Raw genomic sequence first — 22,539 nt, forward strand, 5'->3', positions numbered from 1 at the left:
GATCAATCGGAAAATCAGGCTTTTGTGCGGTTATCGAACACAAACCAAGCGCGAAAATCGCTTTGCTCCACGCGTGTTTTTTCCACTTGATTTAAAACTGGAACTCAGTTCTAACTAAAAAAGACAGCGGCTCAGGTCGTCACTTTTCGTGACCGAAGCACGTCGCTTTTTTTGGAATTCGAGAACGAGAGTCGACCATGAGCGAACAGATATTTTCCCTGGCTGCCCTGACCGTGCTGGAGCTGTCGCCTCCGGACATGGTCGAGGTCGCTGCCCGCGCCGGATATAGCCATGTCGGCTTGCGGCTGGAACCGGCAACGCCGCAAGAACATCACTTCCCCTTGATGGCAGATGCCGAGTTGCGGCATCGAACGCACCAGCGTCTGCGCGACACCGGGATCAAGGTGCTGGACATTGAGATCCTGCGATTGAAGCCGGAAACCCGCGTGCAGGATTTCCTTGGCCTTCTGGAAGTCGGTGCCGAGTTTGGCGCGACTGAATTGTTGATCGCCGGCAACGACCCGGACGAAGCCCGCCTGCGCGATAACTTCGCGGCGCTGTGCGACATGGCGGCACCGCTCGGCATCCACCCGCACCTGGAATTCATGCCTTGGACAGACGCACGCGATCTTTCGCAGGCATGGCGCATTGTCGAGAGCGCTGCACGTCCCAACGGTGGGGTTCTGATTGACGCGTTCCACTTCGATCGGTCTGGCTCATCGCTCACGGAACTGGCCGACGCCACGGCCAAGGCGCCGCATCGTTTCCGCTACGCACAGCTGTGCGACGTAGCGGGACCGCGCCCCGACGATATGGATGAAATCCTGCGTCAGGCGCGTAATGAACGACGTTTCCCGGGTGACGGCGATTGTGACCTGGACGGTCTGTTGAGCGCGCTGCCCGCCGGTATCCCGCTGAGCCTGGAGACCCCCTCTCGACAGTTGTTGGAGCAAGGCGTTAGCGCGTTCGACCGGGCGAAGAGGGCGCTCGACAAGGCTCATCACGTATTGCAACGGCGCTGATCGGCAGCGTCGCCCGGACATCGGGCGTACACTTTCGCGGCACCGAACACCTCGAAGGCGGCTAAATACGTTGAATATCGACACCCGAATCAAATTCCGCCATCTGGTGTGCTTTCTCGAAGTGGCGCGCCAGGGCAGCCTGGCGCGCGCCTCGGAAAAACTGGCGATCAGCCAACCGGCGCTGTCCAAGACCCTCAAAGAACTCGAAACCCTGCTGACCGCCACGTTATTCGTGCGCAGCAAAAGTGGCGCGGCGTTGACTGAAGCCGGAGTGGCTTTCCTGCGTTATGCCGGGCCGAGCGTACAAGCGCTGCGGGAAGGGGTGAATAGCCTGCGTTCCGGCGAGCATGAGCCCTTCACCGCGCGGCTCGGCGTGCTGTCCACCGTGGAAAGTTTGCTGGTGCCCGAGGTCGTCTGTCGTTTGCATGCCCGGCATCCGGCGTTGGTCGTGAGCGTGGTGACCGGGCCAAGCGCGTACCTGTTGTCGCAATTGCGTGTGGGGGAACTGGACCTGGTGGTCGGCCGCATGACCGATAGCCCGCAGATCCTGGGGCTGATGTTCGAACATCTGTACAGCGAATCCATGACCCTGGTGGTGCGTAACGGCCATCCGCTATTGGCTGACCCACAGGCGCATGAACACATCGAAAATTATCCGCTGGTATTGCCGCTGGCGGGGACGACGATTCGCAAATTCGCCGACAGCCTGTTTGTGCAGCACAGCATCAGCCCACCGCGCCAGCGTCTGGAAACCCTGTCGTTGATCTTGAGTCGGCGTTATGTGCAGTGCAGTCAGGCGATCTGGGTCGCGCCTTTTGACGCGGTCAGGCAGGACCTGAGTCGAGGTGACCTGGTTGAGTTGGAGTTGGGTATTCGCGAACCCGGTGGTTCTGTGGGGCTGTGCAGCAATCCTGCGTTGACGATGTCCATGGCGGCTCAATGGTGCGTGGAGGTGTTGCGCGAGGTGGGCGAGGAATATCGCGAGGGTTGTTATCCATAACCATTCGGATATGGATAGGGTCGGTTTTTTCAGTTTTGGATGGCGTCTTATCAAGGGAGACTAGGTCGTTGATTGCTGTTTAGGCAGCGTTAACCGCTGATTTTTATCCATAACAAAAAAGGAAACCGACATGTCTGATGCGGACAACAGCCGTTTCGTCATTCGTGACCGTAATTGGCACCCCAAAGCCCTGACGCCTGACTACAAAACCTCAATCCTGCGTTCCCCGCGTCAGGCGTTGGTGAGCATCCCTCTATCCCAGTCGGAAACCAGCGGCCCGGACTTTTCCCACCTGAAGATGGGGCAGCACGATAACGATCTGCTGCTGAACTTCAATCACGGGGGCTTGCCCATCGGCGAGCGCATCATCGTCGCCGGTCGGATCTGTGACCAATACGGCAAGCCGATTCCCCATACCCTGGTGGAAATGTGGCAAGCCAATGCCGGTGGTCGCTATCGGCACAAGAAAGACAGCTATCTGGCGCCCATCGACCCTAACTTCGGCGGCGTCGGCCGGGCCTTGACCGACCGCGATGGCAACTACAGTTTCCGCACGGTCAAGCCCGGCCCGTATCCGTGGCGCAATGGTCCCAACGACTGGCGCCCGGCGCATATTCACTTCTCCATCAGTGGCCCGTCGATTGCCACGCGATTGATCACCCAGCTGTATTTCGAAGGTGACCCACTCATCCCGATGTGCCCGATCGTCAAGTCGATCGCCAATCCGGATGCGGTGCAGAGCCTGATCGCAAAGCTTGATATGAGCATGGCCAATCCCATGGATTGCCTGGCTTATCGCTTTGATATCGTTCTGCGCGGTCAGCGCAAGACCCACTTCGAAAACCGTTGAGGAGGCACGCCCATGCCCGTTGAACTTCTGCCTGAAACCCCGTCGCAAACCGCCGGTCCTTACGTGCATATCGGCCTGGCGCTGGAGGCGGCGGGCAACCCGCCCCGCGAGCAGGAAATCTGGAACGAAATGGCCAAACCCGGCGCGCCGGGGGAGCACATCCTGTTGCTGGGCCATGTCTATGACGGCAACGGTCACCTGATCCGCGATGCGTTCCTGGAATGCTGGCAGGCTGACCACGAAGGTGTTTACGACAGCGACTACAACCTGGAAAAGCCCTTCAACAGTTTTGGCCGCACGGCGACCACGGACACTGGCGAGTGGCAGGTCCATACCGTCAAGCCGGGCACCGTGAAGAACGCTGCGGGTGTGCGGATGGCGCCGCACGTCAATGTTTCGCTGTTCGCGCGGGGCATCAATATTCATTTGCAGACCCGCGTGTACTTCGACGACGAAGCCCAGGCCAATGCGGTCGATCCGGTGCTGAATCTGATCGAGCAGCCGCAACGTCGGGAGACGCTGGTCGCCAAGCGTTGCACGGTTGATGGCAAGTTGGCTTATCGTTTCGATATCCGCATACAAGGCGAAGAAGAAACGGTGTTCTTCGACTTCTGATGGGGCACCACGGGAAGCCCGCTGATTGAGCGGGCTTTTTGCGGTCTTGGCTTTGGAAAACCCGGTGCGGGGTGGCCTGATAACGGGCCATCGGGTAAACGCAATAGCGCCGCGTTTGGCCCAGCAGAAGCCCGTTTTTACCGGGGCGCGCCGCTCATTGGAAAATATTTAAAATAAATTGCATTTAAATCAACACATTGCAGATTTTTCGTATATGATGCGGCCCACACCGAAAGTGAAGGGTGATTAGCTCAGCTGGGAGAGCATCTGCCTTACAAGCAGAGGGTCGGCGGTTCGATCCCGTCATCACCCACCATTCGCTTTATGTGTTACGCGCAGCGGTAGTTCAGTCGGTTAGAATACCGGCCTGTCACGCCGGGGGTCGCGGGTTCGAGTCCCGTCCGCTGCGCCATATTCGGTCACCTGGAACGCTGAACGCCAGGTCACCACAGGAAGCCCGCTCATTGAGCGGGCTTTTTTTATGTCTGGGATTCAGCTCGGCGATCCCATTTTCTATTGGCGGGACAAGCAATTGCGTATTTCCCTGGGCACCTATCGCCGACGCGAGCCTCAAGTCGGCTAGTCGATGCAGAAAAGCCGCGCAGCCGGCGTAAAACCAGGCACTACGATCACGCTACTCATACACCGACACCCGATTGCGCCCGGCCTTCTTCGACGCAAACAGCGCATGGTCCGCCCAGGCGATCAGGTCGGCGTAGTTGATCGAGGGCTGGCTCAGGTCGGCCACCCCCAGGCTGATGGTGAAACGGATGCTCTGGCCGTTGTGCAGCACTTCCAGCCCTTCGACTGCCTTACGCAGACGCTCGGCGAACACCCATCCGTTGGTCTTGTCGGTGTCCGATAGCACCACGCCGAACTCCTCGCCACCATAACGCCCAGCCATATCGGTTTCGCGCACATGCTCGTGGATCAGCCTGGCGATTTCCTCGATGACCTTGTCGCCCGCCTGATGACCATAGGTGTCGTTGATCCGCTTGAAGTGGTCGATATCCAACATCACCAGGCTGGTGGCATTGCCGTAACGCTGGTGCCGCGCATAGGCACCTTTCAGGCTTTCTTCCCAGTGACCGCGGTTGTACAAGCCCGTCAGCCGATCGGTCCTCGAGAGTTGCTGCAATTGCGTATTGGCGGCCTGGAGTTGATGCCGGTTGGTGGCGACGTCGGTGACGTCATAGATCACCAGGCAAATATGCTTGATTTTGCCGTCGGTGGAGCGCAGCGGTAAAAATGTGGTGTTCTGGTACATGAACTCTTCCTGGCCGGTGATCGGCTGGTAGTTCTTGAACCGCACCAGATACGGGCGCTGCTCCCAGATAGTGAACGCGGGTGTGCCCAGGGTAGCGACGCTTTCCACCTTGCGGCTGAACCATTGCGGGTCGATTTCGGGAAACAGATTCAAAAAATTCTGATTTTGGGCGTCCTTGGGCTGCAACCCGGAGCGATTCTCCATGAAGGTGTTCCAGACCTGCACGCAATAGTTACGGTCGAGTACCACAACACCGACGTCGATGTTCTGGACGATCGCCAGCAACCAGTGAAACTCGTTCAGATCGAGAGAATCGTTCATGGCTCAGTTCGTCAAGTAGGCGAGTTTGTGGGTCAATCGTTCGATTGAGTCTTCTGTGAACAGCAACAGCAGGTCGAAACGAATGTCATGCCCTTCCAGGCTGTAGCTGATTTCCACGGCCAGGGTCTTTTTCCAGCGCTTGCGGTTGACCTGGATCAGCTCATCGATGCTCGCGTGCTGGCCGAGGATCTGCGGGTGACCTTGAGAAAACACCACATCGATTTGCTCGGCAATGCTGCTCAGGCAAGCACCGATCAGAACGCTGGAGAGGTCTAGCAGCATTTCCAGGTCCGAATAATCGCTGCTCTGGCGCTGCATCAATTGCGCTATGTCGGTGATTTCCGCGTCGTGAAACATCAGCAGAGCTTCGCCAGCGATGCCACTGCCGATAAAGCCCTGGCAAATGGCTGTGAGTTCCTTGCAACTGCTGGCGTCGGTCAGCGCCATGTGCAACTCGCCGACTTCGAGGATGTTCACGTTCGGTACTGGCAACTGCACAAAGACGCCCAACACCTTGGCTATCAGGGCGGCCGCCCGGCCGATGGCAACGTTGATCGTTTCGCGGAACACATCGTGAAAACTGATGACCGTGTTCGCTGCCCGATGATTCCCCGGTGAAGGGTGGCCGGGTTCTGTCAGTAGCCCCACCTGACTGAGTGTCTGGCGCAGTTCGCTTTCGTCGAAAGGCTTTTTCAGGAACGCCAGCGCGCCCAGCTCAAGCACGCGGCGCACCGCTTCTTCCTGAATGTCACCGGAGATCACGATGACTAGCGCCTTCAATCCTTCGGCGCGTAAGGCGCTCAATACCTGATAACCATCCATCTCTGGCATGGTCAGGTCGAGCAGCACCACCTGTCCCAAACCCCGGCGTATGGCATCCATAGCCTCGCGACCGTTCCCTGCCTCGGTGACCGAAACCGGCCAGTCCGCCGGTAGCGCCCGTAATACCTGCTTACGGGCCATGATGGAGTCGTCACATATTAGTAGGGGAATCACTGACAAAAGATAGGCACTCATCGGTGTTGAATATCAGGCGAAGCACAACAGCCCATCATGCCCCATAAGCACACCAATACCACCTTATTAAACAGTGCTTTATTGAGCGCGACATCCTAGCCAGTCACTATTGGCCCGCCAACCCCGGCGCCAAACGAATGATGAAGTGATCCAAGTTTTCAATAAAGGCCCTGAACGTCTGCTTGCATGTCCGGATTTTTCGATTACACCGGGTCATCGTGCGCACGGTTGAGTCTGATGATGTGAGGTTCTGATAGACGCTCGGGCATTGCATCAAGACGCTGCGGTGCGCACATTGCTGTCTGGGGTTTGATCGCTGTCAGCTCAAGGCGCAATCAGCCGGTAGCCCACCTGCAACTCGGTAATGAAGTACTGCGGCTGCGCCGGGTCCTCCTCCAGTTTTTGCCGCAAATGCGCCATATGCACACGTAGATAGTGAGCGCGGTCGACGTAATCCAGGCCCCACACTTCCAGCAGCAGTTGCCGGTGAGTCAGTACCCGGCTCTGACCGCGAATCATCGCGCAGAGCAAGCGGTATTCAATGGGCGTCAGGTGTACCGGCTGGCCCGAGCGCGACACTTCATGGGTGGCCAGGTCGACCTCGATCTCGCCAAACGTCACCTTGCTGGTCGCCACCACGGTGCCGGTCTGCCCATGCCGACGCAGTTGGGCACGGATGCGTGCCAGTAGCTCGGGCACGCCGAACGGCTTGGTCAGGTAGTCATCGGCACCCGCGTCCAGGGCGGCGACTTTTTCTTCTTCGCGGTCACGCGCCGACAGCACCAGGATCGGCACTGCGAGCCAGCCGCGCAGTTCGCTGATCAGTTGTTTGCCATCGCCATCCGGCAAGCCGAGGTCGACGATCACCAAGTCCGGCTGACGGCTGGCGGCGTGGATCAGCGCACGTTTGACGCTGTCGGCCTCGAACACCTGAAAACCTTCATCTTGCAGGGCAATGCCGACAAAGCGGCGGATGTTGGCCTCGTCTTCAACAATCAGAATGCGTGCAGTGCTCATAGGAGTTCCATGGACGGCGGGGTGCCCGCCGGTAGCGTGATGATGAAATGCATGCCGCACACGCGGCCGGGGTTGGCGTCGATGCGTCCGCCGTGGGCCTCGACGATGCGTTTGGCCAGCGCCAGGCCCAGGCCGATGCCGGCGACGGACGATTCCTGCTGGCCGCGCGTGAAGGGTTCGAACAGATTGGCCGGGGCGCTACCGGGGCCGGTGTCGCTGACCTCCAGCACAATGCTCTCGCCGACCTGGCTGGCGGCCACGCTGATGAGCGTGCCCGGCGGGGTGTACTTGGCGGCGTTGTCCAGCAGGTTGACCAGCACCCGCTCGATCAACAGCGCGTCGACTTCCACCAGCGGCAAGTGTGCGTCGAGCGTGGTGTTTACGCGGTGCTGCGCCAATGGCTCGCGCAATTGGCGCAGGGCGCTGCCGACGATTTCTTCCAGCGAGTGCCATTGGCGGTTCAGGCGCACGCCGCGCTCTTGCATGCGTGCCATGTCCAGCAGGTTTTCGATCAGGCGCTGCATGGACGTGGCTTGTTCGTGAATGCCGTGCAGCAGTTCGGTCAGTGGCCCCGGCGGGGCGTGGGGCAGGGCGGTGTCGGCGGCGCCGATCAGCGTGGTCAGCGGTGTGCGCAGGTCGTGGGAAATTGCTGCGAGCAGGGTGTTGCGCATTTTTTCGCCTTCCATCTGCACCAACGTGCTTTGCGCCACTTCAACGAAATGCACGCGCTCCAAGGCAATCGCCAACTGGCTCATGCAGGCTTCCAGCAGGCGGCGTTCCTGCGGATCGCTCAAACGTTCGCTCTGGGCCAGTTCCAGCACCAGCACACCGCGCACGCGCATCGGCGCTTTGAGCGGCAAATAGCAGCCCTTGGCCGCCGACAGGGTGTCGGTGCCGTGGCCGGCGGGGTGGCCGTGGTCGTAAGTCCATTGGGCGATGCTGTCGTCGATCGGCAGCCCGCCCGCGCTGACGCTGTGTACGCCATCGGCGGCGTCCGGCAGGGCCAGGCCGACCCGTGCTTCGAACACGCCGCTGAAGGTGCGCAGCGCGACTTCGCTGATTTGCTCCACGGTCAGCGCGGCCGACAGGTCGCGGGCCAGGCGCGCCAGGGAGGTCGCGCGGCGTTCGCGCGCGGCGGCGGTGCGCGCTTCGTGGCGCAGGCGCGCGGTGAGTTGGCCGGTGATCAGGGCGATGCCGAGCATCAACGCAAAGGTGAAAAAATACTGGGTGTCGTTGACGGTGAATGAATAGCGCGGCTGTACGAAAAAGAAGTCGAAACACAGCACCGCGAGCATCGCGGCCCACACGCCGGGGCCGCGTCCATAGCGCAGCGCCACCAACACGACCGTGAGCAAAAACAGCATGACCACGTTGGCCAGGTCGAACACCTGCAACAGCAGGGCGGCGACGGCGCTGGCGGCGAAACAGGCGAGGCTGGCCCAGACGTAGGCCAGTCGAATGCCGGGCCGCGCGGCGGGTTTTTCGAGCACGGCGGGCTTGCCCGGCAGCAGGCCGTGGGCGATCACGATCTGATCGATTTGCGGATGGTGGCGGCTGATCCGGTCGCTGACCGACTGATGCCAGAACTGCCACCTGCGGCGCGGATGATGGCCGAGTACCAGGCGATTGGCGTTGTGCTCGCGGGCGCAGGCAACCAGGGCTTCGGCGACGTCCATGCCCGGCAGTGTGGCCGTATCGGCGCCGAACTCGCTGGCCAGGGCCAGGGTTTTCATTGCGCTCAGGTAGCGCTTGGCGCCGCGCCCTTTGGCCGAAGCGACGTGGACGACAATCCAGTCCGCTTCCAGTTTCTGCGCCAGGCGCGCCGCTTCACGCACCAGGCGTTCATCGCCGGCGTCACCGGCCACGCCGACCAGCAGCCGTTCGCGGGCCGGCCACAGGGTCTTGATCGATTGTTCGCGGCGGTACACGCGCATCTGCGTGTCGACCCGGTCGGCCGTGCGCCGCAGTGCCAGTTCGCGCAGCGCCAGCAGGTTGCCTTTGCGGAAAAAATTTTTCGACGCACGCGCAGCCGCCGGGCCCAGGTACACCTTGCCGTCCTTGAGGCGTTGCAGCAGATCGTCCGGCGGCAGGTCGATCACCACCACTTCGTGGGCGTTGTCGAACACATGGTCGGGCACGGTTTCCCGCACGCGGATGCCGATGATCCCACTGACCAGGTCATTCAGGCTTTCCAGGTGTTGGACGTTGAGGGTGGTCCAGACATCGATGCCGGCGCTGAGCAGTTCTTCCACGTCTTGCCAGCGTTTGGGGTGGCGTGAGCCGGGCACATTGCTGTGGGCCAGTTCATCCACCAGCACCACGGCGGGGTGGCGGCGCAGGGCGGCGTCGAGGTCGAATTCACTGAGTGCGAACTCGCGATGCTGCAGTTCGGCGCGGGGCAGTTGTTCCAGGCCATGCAGCAGCTCGGCGGTTTCTGTGCGGCCATGGCTTTCCACCACCCCGGCCAGCAGGTCGCGGCCCAGGGCGACTTCGCGTTGCGCTGCAGCGAGCATGGCGCAGGTCTTGCCCACCCCGGCGTTGGAGCCGAAGTAGATACGCAATTTGCCGCGCAAGGCGGCCTGTTCTTCTTGTTGTACCCGCGCCAGCAGGGCGTCGGGGTCGGGGCGTTCGTCGTTTAAGGCGGGCATATTCTTCCTCTAGTTGTCTGTAGGAGCGAGCTTGCTCGCGAAAAACCTGAGGGTGCCGTTGGGTGTCAGGTTTCCCGCGTTATCGTTAACGCCCTTCGCGAGCAAGCTCGCTCCTACAGTGGATGGGGCGCTATACGAGGCCCAACCCCGTCAGCAACAGGTCGATGAGCTTGATCCCGGCGAACGGCACCAGCACCCCGCCCAGGCCATAGATCAGCAGGTTGCGGTTGAGCAACGCCGCCGCGCCGATCGAGCGGTAAGTCACGCCGCGCAGAGCCAGGGGGATCAGCGCAACAATGATCAGTGCGTTAAAAATCACCGCACTGAGAATCGCCGAGTTGGGGCTGGTCAGGTGCATCACGTTCAATGCGCCGAGCTGTGGATAGGTCGCGACAAACGCCGCCGGGATGATTGCAAAGTACTTCGCCACGTCGTTCGCCACGCTGAAGGTGGTGAGGGCGCCGCGGGTCATCAGCATCTGTTTGCCGACCTCGACCACTTCGATCAGCTTGGTCGGGTTGCTGTCGAGGTCGACCATGTTGCCGGCCTCTTTGGCGGCCTGGGTGCCGCTGTTCATCGCCACCGCCACGTCAGCCTGGGCCAGTGCCGGTGCGTCGTTGGTGCCGTCGCCGGTCATGGCCACGAGCTTGCCCTGGGCCTGGTAGTCGCGGATCAATTGCAGCTTGTCTTCCGGGCGGGCCTCGGCGAGGAAGTCATCCACGCCAGCCTCCACCGCAATGGCGGCGGCGGTCAGGCGGTTGTCGCCGGTGATCATCACGGTCTTGATGCCCATGCGCCGCAGTTCGGCGAAGCGCTCCTTGATGCCGCCCTTGACCACGTCCTTGAGTTCCACCACACCCAGCGCCTTGGCGCCATCGCTGACCACCAGCGGCGTGCTGCCGCGCCGCGCGACTTCATCGACCTTGGCTTGCAAGGCTGTCGGAAAACTGCCGCCCAAGGCCTCGATATGGCTGCGAATCGCGTCCGCCGCGCCCTTGCGAATCGCCCGGCCTTCGGGCAGGTCGACGCCGCTCATGCGGGTTTGCGCGGTGAAGTGGACAAAGCTGGCGCCGAGCTGGTTGATGTCCCGCGCGCGGATGTCGAACTTCTGTTTGGCCAGGACCACGATGCTGCGGCCTTCCGGGGTTTCATCGGCCAGGGATGCCAGTTGCGCGGCGTCCGCCAACTCGGCCTCTTTTATCCCTGGCGCCGGCAAAAAGCTGCTGGCCTGACGGTTGCCCAGGGTGATGGTGCCGGTCTTGTCCAGCAGCAATACGTCGACGTCGCCCGCCGCTTCGACCGCCCGCCCGGAGGTGGCGATGACATTGGCCGACATCATCCGGCTCATGCCCGCCACGCCGATGGCCGAGAGCAGGCCGCCGATGGTGGTGGGGATCAGGCACACCAGCAACGCCACCAGCACCGTGGCGCTGACCACGCTGCCGCTGCCGCTCATGGCCACGGCGAAGATCGAGTAAGGACTGAGGGTGGCGATCACCAGCAGGAACAACAGGGTCAGGCCCACCAGCAGGATGTTCAGGGCCACTTCGTTCGGGGTCTTCTGGCGCTTGGCCGATTCGACCATCGAGATCATGCGGTCCAGAAACGACTCGCCGGGGTTGACGCTGATGCGCACCACCAGCCAGTCCGACAGCACGCGGGTGCCGCCGGTGACCGAGGAAAAATCGCCACCGGCCTCGCGAATCACCGGCGCCGATTCGCCGGTGATCGCGCTTTCGTCCACCGACGCCACGCCTTCAATCACGATGCCGTCCAGCGGCACCAGGTCGCCGGCTTCGATCAGCACCACCTGATCTTTGCGCAGCAGCGTCGCTTCCGTTGGCAGCCACGCCGCGCCGTGCTTGGGCTGTTGCAGCAACTTGGCCAGGGTCTGGCGTTTCATGCCGCGCAGGCTCGCGGCCTGGGCGCGGCTGCGTCCTTCGGCCAGGGCCTCGGCGAAGTTGGCGAACAGCACGGTGAACCACAGCCACAAGGTGATGCTGAGGATAAAGCCGCTGGGCGCTTCACCCTGGCCACCCAGGGACTGGAACCACAGCAGGGTGGTGAGGATGCTGCCCAGGTAGACCACGAACATCACCGGGTTTTTCCATTGCGCCTGGGGCAGCAGTTTCTTCAGCGCATCCCCACACGCGGTGAGCACGATGGCGCGATCAAACAGAGGTAAACGAGCATTCTTCATGAGGGAAATCTCTTACTCACTGGCCGCAATAGGGGGCTGACGCGATGGCAGGCGGGCGTCCAGCGCAAGGTTGAGTTGCAGCACATTGACCCGCGGTTCGCCGAGCAGGCCGAAGGTGCGCGCGCTGGTGTGTTGGTCGACCAGTTGCAGCAGCTCGGCTTCGGGGATTTGCCGCAGGCGCGCCACCCGTGGCAATTGCAGTCGCGCATTGGCCAGCGAGATATGCGGGTCGAGGCCTGAAGCGGAAGCGGTGACCGCGTCCACCGGCACCTGGGCGTCGGCGGCCAGGCCGTTGTCCTGGCGATAGGCCTGGACGCGTGCGGCCACCTGGTCCAGCAGTTTCTGGCTGGTCGGCCCCAGGTTGCTGGCGCCGCTGGAACCGGCGTTGTACGGCTGCGACACGCTTTTGCTTGGGTCTTGCGGGTCGGCGCCGAGGGTCATGCTCGGGCGGCCATGGAAGTACTCCGGCCGGGTGAAGTGCTGGCCGATCAGGGCCGAGCCCATGACCAGGCCGTCGCGTTCAATCAGCGAGCCACGGGCCTGGAACGGGAACACCAGTTGTGCAGTCACGGTGGTGAGCGCCGGGTAGGCGAACCCCGTCAACAGCATGAAAAACACCGCCGAAACCAGCACCGGGCGCAACAGCCCTTTGAATATCGATTGAGTCGTCATCCACGTGTCCTCAGTTGTACGTCTGGCCGGACAGCAACTGCAGTTGCTCCACCAGCGGGCCGAGCGCGAGCGCTGGCAAAAAGGTCAGGCCGCCGACCACCAGCACCACGAACACCACCAGCAGCATGAACAGCGGGGTCGCGGTGGGAATGGTGCCGGCACCGGCAGGTACGGTTTTCTTCATTGCCAGGGAACCGGCCACGGCGAGCATCGGCAGCATGGTGAAGAAGCGGCCGATCAACATCGCCAGGCCGATAGTGGTGTTGAAAAACGGCGTATTCGCGTTCAAGCCGGCGAAGGCCGAGCCGTTGTTGGCGGTGCCGGAGGTATAGGCGTAGAGCACCTCGCTGAAACCGTGGGGGCCGAGGTTGTTCAGGCTGGCCATGGTGTCGGGCCACAGGGCGGCGAGGGCGGTGAAACCGAGGATGCTGATGGGGTGCGCGAGCACCGAGAGCATCACCAGTTTCATCTCCCGCGCCTCGATTTTCTTGCCGAGGAACTCGGGGCTGCGGCCGATCATCATGCCCACCAGGAACACCGTCAGCAGGGCGTATTGGATCAGGTTGATAAAGCCCACGCCGTCGCCGCCGAACACGCAGTTGAGCATCATCTGCGCCAGGGGCACGAAACCGCCCATGGGGGTCAACGAGTCGTGCATGGTGTTGACCGAGCCGGTGGTCGCCGCTGTGGTGGTGGCGATGAACAGGCTGCTGTCGGCGATGCCGAAGCGCAGTTCCTTGCCTTCCATGTTGCCGCCGCTTTGTTCCAGCGACAGGCTCTGGTTGGCGCCGGCCTGGGTCAGCAGCGGGTTGCCGTTTTGCTCGGCGCCGTAGACCAGGGCGAGGAAGCCGATGAACATCACCAGGAAGGTGCCGAAAAACACCCAGCCCTGGCGACGTTGCAACAGCATGCTGCCAAAGGTGTAGGTCAACGCCGAAGGGATCAGCAACATGCTGAGGATGTGCAGGGCGTTGGTCAGCGGCGTCGGGTTTTCGAACGGGTGCGCAGCGTTCATGCTGAAGAAGCCGCCGCCGTTGGTTCCGATGTGCTTGATCGATTCAAAGCTGGCCACTGCGCCGACAATCAACTGTTGCTGCGCGCCTTCGAGCGTGGTGACCAGGGCCTGGGAGGCGAAGGTCTGCGGCATGCCCTGCCAGACATACACCAGCGCCATACCCACGCACAGCGGCAGCATCACGCGGTAAAGCGTGCGGGTGAAGTCGACCCAGAAGTTGCCGATATCGCCCGAGCTGGAGCGGCTCAAACCGCGAATGAAGCCGGCCGCGGCGACCACCCCGGAGGTGGCGCCGACGCACATCAAAAAGGTGATGACCGCCATCTGGCTGAAGTTCGACAGGCTGGTCTCGCCCGAGTACGCCTGCCAGTTGGTGTTGGTAATAAAGGAAACGGTGGTGTTGAACGCCAGGTCCGGCGTTTGTGCGGCCAGCCCCAGCGGGTTGATCGGCATCACCGCCTGCAGGCGCAGGACCACATAGCCGAGCAGCATCATCGCCGCGTTCGACAACAACAGCGCCGAACCGTAGCGGGCCCAGCCCATGGTTTCCCGTGGGTCAATGCCCAGCAGGCGATAGGTATAACGTTCCGGCAAGGCATGCTGAGCCCCGGTGAACACCCGGGTCAGCCATTTGCCCATCAGTACCGCGAGTCCCGTCATTACCCCCAGGACCAGCGCAAATTCCAGCAGCGTGCTTAACATGTCGTGGCTCCGTTCAAATCTTGCCCATGGCGACAATGGCCATGGCAGTCGCAACAAAAAACACCAGGGAAAGGCCAATAAACATCAGGTCGTACATGGCGAACTCCCTAGAATTTTTCTGCGCGAATAAGGGCGTAGCCCAAGTAAGCGAACAGCCCCACGGCGCAGAGGCCGCTGGCGATATAAATGAACGTGAGTGTGAGCACGGTGTAACTCCCCTGAATGAATAAGCCGCAATGGCGGACGCGGGGAGGTTAATCGCTGGGGTATCAAGCCCAGGCACTGATTACAGGCGGCGGTATTAAGACGGTATATAGGTGGATTTATACGGGGCGAACGAAAAAAAGGGATAGCCCGCCGCCCGGGTATCCCTTGAAAAACTGGGGTTCTGCTGATGTTGACGCGCCGCTTATTTGGCTTTCTTTTTCTTCTCGCTGCGGGTAGCGAGGTGTTCGAAGCAAAACGCGGCGGTGCCGAAGAGCGCAATCATTGACAGGACGATCATGCCTAAAGTTGAACTTTCCACGATGACTTCCTACGGCTGTTTGGGGGTAGGAAGTGACGGTAAAGTGTTCGGGCTTAGTGACTCAATAGAGTCGACGTAATCGTTATGTCGAATCGGAAAACTATACGAACTCTTTACGGGGGAGTGGGTAAGTACACAACTTTGCTGCTGTATTGGCTCGGTCCATGTGGGACATCAGCTAGATGTCCATCAATCTTCAGGCCGCCGCGGGAGCAAGCCCCCTCGCCACAGGTCCTGTGGAGGCCTGGGCGCTGATGACCGCCGGCCTTACAAATTTCGGCTGTGCCGGTAATCGCTGACTGCCTCATACACCGCTTTACGCAACCGGTTGATCCCGCCGATGGGACGGTGCGCTTCCAGCCCGAACCACGGGTTGAAGGACTGGTTGTCGCATGCCAGGTTCAACGCCGGCGTATCGAAATCCTGAGCGGGAATCGTCACCTTGGCCACAGTTTCATAGGGCGCATCGCTTTCTTTCCATTCGATGCTGGTGTCTTCGATCGGCATGAACTTCTGCGGGTTCTGTCGCTGGATCTGCAGCACGAAACACGCTGGCACGCGGTCGGTGGACAGTTGCTGGTTCAGGGCGCTGCGCAGGAAGTTCGGCAGGTCCTGGTTCTGTTTGGGCGGCACATAGTCCGGGCAGCTTTGCGGGTCGGGCGCGACGCGGAACTTGGCGTTGGCCGCGCCGAACTTGTAGGGCGAGACGGAAAAGTATGTGGTCTGGGTCGGGCTGGCCGGTGCGGGGGCCAGGGTCGCCAGGGCGATGAACAGGTGGCGCACCTGCCAACTGCGGGGGTCGAGCTTGGGGAAAAACGCCAGGACTTTCTTGCCGTCCGCCTGGGCGCCGATGTTCTGCGCGTACTCGGCCACGTCGCTGACAAAGAAGTTCGGGTGGCTGAACATCACAAAGTCCTGCTCGGCCCGCGCTTGCTGGTCGGCGAGCAACTGTGTGCCCGGCACGTCGAGCAGCTTGATGGCCATGCCGCGCGCATCGCGGATGCTGTCGAATTGCGGGTAGGCGTTGCCGTTGGACAGCCGCATCATCGCGTGCCAGGTCTTGCCCGGTTCGGCGAATACGCCTTGGCGCAACGCCGGGTCGAGGTCGGCCAGCACACTGACTTCGGCCTTCACGCAACCGTGGGCCTTGGCATGGGCATCGCGTAGGTAACGTGTGCCTTCGCGGTGTTGGTCAACGATACGCACTGCCGTCTGGATAATGCCTTGGGTCATTGCGGCTTCACCGGACGGAATCTGCTCGTCCGGCGACACCGGGCCGCTGTGCTGCCAGGCGTACCAAGCAGTGGCCGCCAGCCAGCCGAGCAGGCCAAGGGCCGCCAGCCATAACAGGGTTTTGCCGAGCACGGCGCCGAGGCGCAGCCACAGGCGAGCAAGCATGGACGGTTGCGGGTTATGCGAGTGGATAATCATGGCAGTTGTTGCTCCAGCGGGCCGCCGAGGACTTTGAGGTATTCCAGCAGTGCCCAGCGTTCCTGCGGCAACAAGCCGCGGCCGATGACGCCGTTGCCACGTTGGCCAGCGCGGAATTCATGGCCGCTGTTGTGGTTGCCGGTGATGCGCGTATCGAACAGGAAGGCATTGTTGAACGCACCGGTCTCAAAGCCCAGGTGGCGCGGGTCGTAGTTGAAGGTGCCTTTATAGAAGGTGGTGTTGCGCTCGTCCTGGGGCGAGAGCAACTGGTAAATCGTCGGTACCGAGCCGTTGTGCAAAAACGGCGGGGTGGCCCACACGCCGGCCAGCGGCCGCGCTTTGTAGGCGCGCAACTCGCGCACGCCGATGGGCAGGCCGTAACCGTCCAGGCGCGGGCGCTCGGCCGGGGTGACGCCGGCGGCGCGGTAGGCGTGGTCCTCAACGAACGCGGTGACGTAGGCCAGCCCCTTGGCCACGGAGATTTTTTTCAGGTCCAGCGGTTCGGTGGGCGTGGGGTGCAACTCGACGTTCAACTGGGCCAATTCTGCCGGGTCCCACTTCAAGGCGCTGAGGTCATAGCGCTGGTCGGCGATATTGCTGGCGGTGCTGGGGTCGGTGCCGATGTAGTCCACCGGGAGCATTTTCAGTTGCTGCACCGGGCGGCCATTTTGCTGGGTGACGGCCGGCACATGGCAGCCGGCGCAGTTTTCGGCGAACAGCGTGCGGCCCTGGGCGGCGAGGGGCTTGTCGATGGCACCGAACAGGTCTTCCGGCCAGGTCGGCGGCTTGAGACGCTGCAGGGTTTCTTCGATCAGGTTCAGGTCGCGCACCCGCACGCTCGACGGGTAGCGTGCGTCGCCCTGAAGCGGTTGGCCGGCGCTGTCGAAGAAGCCCAGGGTCGCCCCCACGCCGAGGGCTTCGCCGATATTGCGGGCCATCGGTTGTTGCGCCGAACCGTTCCATTGCACCCAGTCGAACGTCCAGATATCCCACAGCTGCGGGTAGTCCACGGGCGCGTTGGCAACGCGGTAATTGTCCGGCGAGATCGCGTCGCCGAAGCTGGCGTTGGCGATGCGGCCGAAGGCATCGGTGCGCCCCGGGCCTTCCTCGGTGGGGTAGAGGCCACGGTGGGTATCGTTCCAGGCGACTTTGATGAACTGGTTCAGCGACTGTTTGAAGTCTTGGCGCAGCAGGTCTTCATTGTGGTCATCGTAATCGTGGCCGAGCACCTGGCGGGCGAAGCGTTCGAATTTCCACGGGTTGTAATACGTCGCGGCGAGGCTGGCCACCAGGGCCTGGCCGAAACTGCCGCCGCGCAAGGTCGGCACGCTGGAGGGCAGCACGTGCTGGGCCGAACCGCCGTCGATGCGCAGGGCCTGGCCGTTGAAATGCAGTTCGCCGGTGTGGCAGGCGGCGCAGGTGATGTCCAGGTATTCGGTGTTGCTGCCGGCGTTCTTGTGCCGGGCGAAGCCGACCGGCAGGTTGCCGGGGTTTTGTGGGCTGGGCACTTGCCTGGGGTCGACCAGGAAACCGAAGCGTGCCAGGTACTCCGGCGTGGCGAAGCGCTGTTCGGAAAACGGCAGTTCCAGGGCGGTGAACCAGTCGTAATGCAGGCCTTTTACCTGGGTGCCCTGGGGCGTGAAGTAGTAGGTCTGGCGGTCGGCGGCACTCCATTGATCCTGGTAATGCACCTGTTCCACGGGGACGTAGTCCGGCAGCCTGGGGTTGGCGGTGTAATAGAGCACCACTGCCAGGATCAGGCCCAGCAGGGCGAGGATCAGCAGTGAAACACGGGAAAAAATGCGCAAGATAACTATCCTTGTCGAGTGATTGCGTTGTTATGCCACTACGCCACAGGTGCGGCAAGTGGCCATGATCTTGGTGGCTGGCGGTCCCGCGATCCGTCGCGGGCGTCCATCATGAATGAAAATGCTTTTAAACACGTGAACTTATCAGAAGTTTCCTGCTCAGATGCCGGTAGCCATTGGTCGTGGCCGCCTGATAAGCTCGCGACTTTATTCGATTGCCCTTTTGGCGCATGAACAAGGAAATAGCATGAAACAGCATCGGTTGGCGGCGGCGGTGGCCCTGGTTAGCCTGGTACTTGCGGGTTGTGATTCGCAGACCAGCGTAGAGCTGAAAACCCCGGCGCAGAAAGCTTCCTACGGTATCGGCCTGAACATGGGCAAAAGCCTTGCCCAAGAAGGCATGGACGATCTGGACTCCAAAGCGGTAGCCCAGGGCATTGAAGATGCCGTCGGTAAGAAAGAGCAGAAGCTGAAAGACGACGAACTGGTTGAAGCGTTTGCCGCACTGCAGAAGCGTGCTGAAGAACGCATGACCAAAATGAGCGAAGAGTCGGCAGCCGCCGGCAAGAAATTCCTCGAAGACAACGCCAAGAAAGACGGCGTAGTCACCACGGCTTCCGGCCTGCAGTACAAGATCACCAAGAAAGCCGACGGCGCCCAGCCTAAGCCGACCGACGTGGTCACTGTGCACTACACCGGCAAGCTCACCAACGGCACTACCTTTGACAGCTCCGTGGATCGCGGCAGCCCGATTGACCTGCCGGTCAGCGGCGTGATTCCGGGTTGGGTCGAAGGCCTGCAACTGATGCACGTCGGCGAAAAGGTCGAGTTGTACATCCCATCCGACCTGGCCTACGGTGCCCAGAGCCCGAGCCCGGCGATCCCGGCCAACTCCGTGCTGGTATTCGACCTGGAACTGCTGGCCATCAAGGACCCAGCCAAGGCTGAAGCCCCTGACGCACCAGCCGCCAAGAAGTAATCGGCGCCTGAACACCCAACGCCCCGTCTCGACGGGGCGTTGTTGTTTGTGCAGGGTGCTTTCACACTCAGCCTGTGCAAATCCAAACGAACAACCGTCACTTGCAACAGTCTGATAAAAGACTCGAGTGCGGGTAGCCGGACGCAAGCGCCAAGTCAATGAATTCTTGGGTTTTTTTGATGTGCGCAAAAAACGCCCGATCTGACTAAGAGCCTTGTAAACCGTGGCTTTCAGCCATGAAAATGGGCTCTGTTCACAAGGTTATCCACAATTTGTGTGGATAACCTTCTCTGACCCATGGAACTGGAGTGCCGAATGAAACCACCCTTCAATTTCGCCCGTTTCCTGCCCATGGCCGCGCGCCTGCTGGGGCGTGGGCGCTTGCCGACGTTGTTGTTCGCCGTGGCGGCCAAGGGCGCAAGCCAGGGCAACCGCCTCGGTAAGCTCAAGGATGACCTCAAGTTGCTCCAGGCCCTATGCCTGGCCTACTGGCGGGGCGAGTACCGGGCGATCAGCCCGAAGGCGCTGGTGTCGGTCGTGGCAGGACTGATGTATTTCCTCAGCCCGATCGACGCGATACCGGACTTTATCCCCATGTTCGGCATGCTCGACGACATCGCCGTGCTGGCCTGGGTCATGAAGAGCCTGAGCGCCGAACTGAGCGCCTTTCGCGCCTGGCGTGAGGCGCAGCGTCCGGAAAAGCTCGCCGTGGTTGAGCGCCTGCCGGCGACGCCCGCGCTGCTGGCCCAGGAAAACCCGCAAAAAGCCCCATGACACGGATATCCCCCTGCGACCTTTGTGGCTGTTAGGATTACACTCCTAAGAAAGTGCTTACTTAGTAAGTGTTGTTATCCTACGGGGCTGTCATGGATATTCAGATAATTTCACGGAATGGCGAGCCCGAGTATGCGGTGTTGCCATGGGATCAGTACCAGGCGCTGCTAAAAGCCGCCGGTCAGCAGCAACCTGCGCCAACACCTTCTTCTACTGCCCAAGTCGCGCCTCCTCAGGACCTGCACCCGCTTGCAGACCTGCGCGGCTTGCGCGAAGCCAAGGGGCTGGCCATCGAAACCCTGGCCCGCACCGTGGGGATCAGCCCCTCGTACCTCGGATTGATCGAAAGTGGTGAACGCCAGCCGGATGCCGCGATCCGCCGCAGCCTGGCCTGGGAATTGGGCGTGGCAGGTTGGAGGGATGAATCTTGAGCCTACGTATCAGCCGTCAACACTGGGATGGGTTACTCAACGAACTGGACCAGGCGCGCCGCCAGCGCCACTTGCTGACCTACCGTGCGCTGCTGGAGCGCCTGCAATTTCCCACGCCGGCGATGCAGACACTCACCGCGGCCCTGGAACACCTGGCGGCGCTGGACGCCAAAGCCGAGCAGCCATTGCGCAGTTCCCTGGTGATCAGCCAAGGCGCCAGCCGCCTGCCGCGTACCGGTTTCTTTGAATGCGTGGAGCGCCTGGGACGCTTTTGCGGGCCTTCCGATGGCGTGGCCGCTGCGTCCTGGCACGCTTCGGAAGTGGTGCGCGTGTTCGAGTACGAGTACCCGGAATCTGCCGAGGCTTAAATCGGCAGGGGCAGCATGTCCAGGCTGTCGATCACATGGATGCTGTAACCGGGCACATCCTTGGCATGATGCTTGGCCTGGGATGCCAGCTCCGCCAATTGGCTGGCATCGAGTTGTCCACAGGCCTGTGGATACAAATGCACCACGCCGATGGACAGCGACAGCAGTGCGTATTCCTGGCGCACACCCTGGCGGTTCGAGGCCACAAAACAGCCGGCGTCCAGGTGTTCTACGCGATAAAAGCGCCGGCATTGGGTGTGGAAATCATCCAGCAGTTGATTGAGCCGTTTGCGCCAATCCTGCGGCCCGAGCACCAGCAAAAAATCATCGCCGCCGATATGCCCGACAAAGTCGCGGCTGGGGTCGACCCGGTCGTTCAGGCATTGCGCCAGGCACAGCAACACTTCGTCGCCACGCCCGTAGCCATAGATGTCATTGAACGGCTTGAAACTGTCGATATCCACGTAGCAAATCACCGACTCGCGTTGTTGTTGCAACAGCCGCGTCAGGCATTGCTGGATCGGCACGTTGCCGGGTAGCAGGGTCAGCGGGTTGGCGTAGCGTGCCTGCTGGATTTTCAGCTCGGTGATCAGTTTGAGCACATCGATCACCCGACCCAGGCCGAGGTAGTCGCCGTTCAGCGTGATGATGAAGTCTTCCTCGATGCGTTGCCGGGCGCGGCTGGTCAGCAGCCGGCTGACCTGTTGCAGGGACTGGCTCAACTCCACCGCGAGAAAATCATCGCTCATCAAGCGGCTGATCGGCTTGCGCGCAAACAGGTCGGTGGCGAACGGCTTGAGCAGGGCGTCGGACAACGAGTGGCGATGCACAATCCCGACCGGCCGGCCGCATCCATCCAGCACTGCCAGGGAGTTGAGGTTGGCCTGGCGGCGGAAGGACTCCAGCACCAGGGCGGTGGCGGTGTCCTGATCCACTGCCGGCTGCTCGTTGAGCAGGGCACTGAGGTCACTGCCTTCTTCGCTGAGGGCAATGTTGGCGTTGTCGGGTTTGGGTAGCATTAGGCGCGCTTCCTGCGGCGGGTGTTCTTGGGGACGACAGAGCAAGTAACCCTGGACCAGATCGACGCCCATCTCGGTCAACACCGCCAACTCTTCCGGTAGCTCGATGCCTTCGGCAATCACCTGGGCGCGCGACGCCCGGGCGATCTGCAGGATGGAGCCGACAAATTCGCGCTTGAGCGCGTCCTGGTGGATGCCGTCGATAAAGTGCCGATCGATCTTCACGTAGTCCGGACGCAGTTCCGACCACAAGCGCAGGCTGGAATACCCCGCGCCCAAGTCGTCGAGCGCGATGGCGAAACCCATGTCGCGGTAGTGATGCAGGGCGGTTTGCAGCAGGTCGAAATCGTCGGTGGGCGTCTGCTCGGTGAGTTCGATCACCACCTGGCTGGGTGGGATGCCGAAGTCCCGCAACAGTTGCAGGGTGCGGCCGGGTTGGTGCGCGGTTTCCATCAGGGATTCCGGCGAGATGTTGAGAAACAGCTTGCCCGGCAACTTCTGCGCGCTGAACCGCCGACACGCGCTTTCGCGACAGGCTATTTCCAGTTCGCTGAGGCGCCCGGCATGCCTGGCCACGGCAAACAGGGCGACGGGGGAGTGCAACGGGCTGTTGGACGGGCCACGGCTCAGGGCCTCGTAGCCGAGGATGCGCCGTTCGGACAGGCAGATGATCGGTTGGAACAGGCTGTGCAAACTGCCTTGAGCCAGGATAGAGCCCAATGCATTCAGCTGTTCGGTCATGGTCATGGCGATCTCGATCTCGATCGAAAAAAAAGGACCGCAGGCGGTGAGCCAGCGGTCCTATATTTCACGACAGAATGATGTCTATATGATGACACTCCGCAGAGCGATCACAT

General features: G+C 61.4%; 19 protein-coding genes and 2 tRNA genes. 10 read left to right on the plus strand and 11 right to left on the minus strand.

Annotated elements, in window-relative coordinates; translation table 11 throughout:
- Positions 1 to 197 precede the first annotated feature (197 nt).
- The 6 genes from J2Y83_RS08775 (at position 198) to J2Y83_RS08800 (ending at position 3,899) form a co-directional block, all read left to right on the plus strand.
- Positions 198 to 1,022 (plus strand): sugar phosphate isomerase/epimerase family protein, encoded by an 825-nt coding sequence (locus tag J2Y83_RS08775; protein ID WP_253394524.1) that lies wholly within the window; start codon positions 198 to 200, stop codon positions 1,020 to 1,022.
- A 70-nt stretch (positions 1,023 to 1,092) separates the two neighbouring features.
- A complete protein-coding gene (pcaQ, locus tag J2Y83_RS08780; protein WP_253394526.1) occupies positions 1,093 to 2,022 on the plus strand; it encodes a pca operon transcription factor PcaQ in 930 nt (309 codons plus the stop codon).
- A 130-nt stretch (positions 2,023 to 2,152) separates the two neighbouring features.
- On the plus strand, positions 2,153 to 2,872 hold the full coding sequence (gene pcaH, locus J2Y83_RS08785; RefSeq protein ID WP_247401654.1) for a protocatechuate 3,4-dioxygenase subunit beta: 720 nt from the start codon (positions 2,153 to 2,155) through the stop codon (positions 2,870 to 2,872).
- Between the two features lie 12 nt (positions 2,873 to 2,884).
- Entirely contained in the window at positions 2,885 to 3,487 is a 603-nt protein-coding gene (pcaG, locus tag J2Y83_RS08790) for a protocatechuate 3,4-dioxygenase subunit alpha (RefSeq protein WP_253394528.1), read from the plus strand.
- A gap of 240 nt (positions 3,488 to 3,727) precedes the next feature.
- Positions 3,728 to 3,803: transfer RNA gene (locus J2Y83_RS08795), tRNA-Val, on the plus strand.
- Positions 3,804 to 3,822: 19 nt separating this feature from the next.
- Positions 3,823 to 3,899: transfer RNA gene (locus tag J2Y83_RS08800), tRNA-Asp, on the plus strand.
- Positions 3,900 to 4,121: 222 nt separating this feature from the next.
- Here the strand turns inward: J2Y83_RS08800 and J2Y83_RS08805 are convergent.
- From J2Y83_RS08805 to J2Y83_RS08855, 10 genes are all read right to left on the minus strand, one after another.
- Complete coding sequence (locus J2Y83_RS08805) at positions 4,122 to 5,075, minus strand: sensor domain-containing diguanylate cyclase (protein ID WP_253394530.1); 954 nt, start codon at positions 5,073 to 5,075, stop codon at positions 4,122 to 4,124.
- A 3-nt stretch (positions 5,076 to 5,078) separates the two neighbouring features.
- Positions 5,079 to 6,092, minus strand: a complete 1,014-nt coding sequence (locus tag J2Y83_RS08810) for a response regulator (RefSeq protein ID WP_301294948.1) — start codon at positions 6,090 to 6,092, stop codon at positions 5,079 to 5,081.
- A 324-nt stretch (positions 6,093 to 6,416) separates the two neighbouring features.
- Positions 6,417 to 7,109 (minus strand): response regulator, encoded by a 693-nt coding sequence (locus tag J2Y83_RS08815; protein WP_247401650.1) that lies wholly within the window; start codon positions 7,107 to 7,109, stop codon positions 6,417 to 6,419.
- Positions 7,106 to 9,757, minus strand: coding sequence for a sensor histidine kinase (locus J2Y83_RS08820; RefSeq protein ID WP_253394534.1), 2,652 nt, complete (start codon positions 9,755 to 9,757; stop codon positions 7,106 to 7,108). The genes J2Y83_RS08815 and J2Y83_RS08820 overlap by 4 nt, the downstream gene beginning before the upstream one ends.
- A 130-nt stretch (positions 9,758 to 9,887) precedes the next feature.
- On the minus strand, positions 9,888 to 11,957 hold the full coding sequence (gene kdpB / locus J2Y83_RS08830) for a potassium-transporting ATPase subunit KdpB (RefSeq protein ID WP_253394537.1): 2,070 nt from the start codon (positions 11,955 to 11,957) through the stop codon (positions 9,888 to 9,890).
- A gap of 12 nt (positions 11,958 to 11,969) precedes the next feature.
- The gene (gene kdpC, locus J2Y83_RS08835; protein ID WP_247405546.1) at positions 11,970 to 12,629 is read right to left on the minus strand and encodes a K(+)-transporting ATPase subunit C; all 660 of its coding nucleotides are present in this window, start codon (positions 12,627 to 12,629) and stop codon (positions 11,970 to 11,972) included.
- 10 nt (positions 12,630 to 12,639) lie between these two features.
- Positions 12,640 to 14,346 carry a potassium-transporting ATPase subunit KdpA gene (gene kdpA / locus J2Y83_RS08840; RefSeq protein WP_253394539.1) on the minus strand — a complete coding sequence of 569 codons (1,707 nt, stop codon included), beginning with the start codon at positions 14,344 to 14,346 and terminating at the stop codon, positions 12,640 to 12,642.
- Positions 14,347 to 14,453: 107 nt separating this feature from the next.
- Positions 14,454 to 14,552 (minus strand): K(+)-transporting ATPase subunit F, encoded by a 99-nt coding sequence (gene kdpF, locus J2Y83_RS08845; protein ID WP_074851717.1) that lies wholly within the window; start codon positions 14,550 to 14,552, stop codon positions 14,454 to 14,456.
- Positions 14,553 to 15,139: 587 nt separating this feature from the next.
- A complete protein-coding gene (locus J2Y83_RS08850; protein ID WP_373423732.1) occupies positions 15,140 to 16,270 on the minus strand; it encodes a catalase family protein in 1,131 nt (376 codons plus the stop codon).
- Between the two features lie 29 nt (positions 16,271 to 16,299).
- Positions 16,300 to 18,111: a di-heme-cytochrome C peroxidase gene (locus J2Y83_RS08855; protein WP_253394543.1), complete on the minus strand. Its 1,812-nt coding sequence runs from the start codon at positions 18,109 to 18,111 to the stop codon at positions 16,300 to 16,302.
- A gap of 247 nt (positions 18,112 to 18,358) precedes the next feature.
- Here J2Y83_RS08855 and J2Y83_RS08860 point away from each other — a divergent pair, with 247 nt between their 5' ends.
- The 4 genes from J2Y83_RS08860 to J2Y83_RS08875 all read left to right on the plus strand — a co-directional run bounded on the left by J2Y83_RS08860 (position 18,359) and on the right by J2Y83_RS08875 (position 20,663).
- Positions 18,359 to 19,090, plus strand: a complete 732-nt coding sequence (locus tag J2Y83_RS08860) for an FKBP-type peptidyl-prolyl cis-trans isomerase (RefSeq protein ID WP_247404708.1) — start codon at positions 18,359 to 18,361, stop codon at positions 19,088 to 19,090.
- Positions 19,091 to 19,405: 315 nt separating this feature from the next.
- Entirely contained in the window at positions 19,406 to 19,864 is a 459-nt protein-coding gene (locus J2Y83_RS08865) for a YkvA family protein (RefSeq protein WP_253394545.1), read from the plus strand.
- 92 nt (positions 19,865 to 19,956) lie between these two features.
- Positions 19,957 to 20,295, plus strand: coding sequence for a helix-turn-helix domain-containing protein (locus J2Y83_RS08870; protein ID WP_253394546.1), 339 nt, complete (start codon positions 19,957 to 19,959; stop codon positions 20,293 to 20,295).
- Positions 20,292 to 20,663, plus strand: a complete 372-nt coding sequence (locus tag J2Y83_RS08875) for a hypothetical protein (protein WP_247404699.1) — start codon at positions 20,292 to 20,294, stop codon at positions 20,661 to 20,663. Before J2Y83_RS08870 ends, J2Y83_RS08875 begins: the two co-directional genes overlap by 4 nt.
- Here J2Y83_RS08875 and J2Y83_RS08880 read toward each other — a convergent pair.
- Positions 20,660 to 22,429, minus strand: coding sequence for a bifunctional diguanylate cyclase/phosphodiesterase (locus J2Y83_RS08880; protein ID WP_253394548.1), 1,770 nt, complete (start codon positions 22,427 to 22,429; stop codon positions 20,660 to 20,662). The genes J2Y83_RS08875 and J2Y83_RS08880 overlap by 4 nt on opposite strands.
- Positions 22,430 to 22,539 lie beyond the last annotated feature (110 nt).

Origin of the sequence: Pseudomonas marginalis (assembly GCF_024169655.1) — a bacterium.
Classification (GTDB): Bacteria; Pseudomonadota; Gammaproteobacteria; order Pseudomonadales; family Pseudomonadaceae; genus Aquipseudomonas; species Aquipseudomonas paraveronii.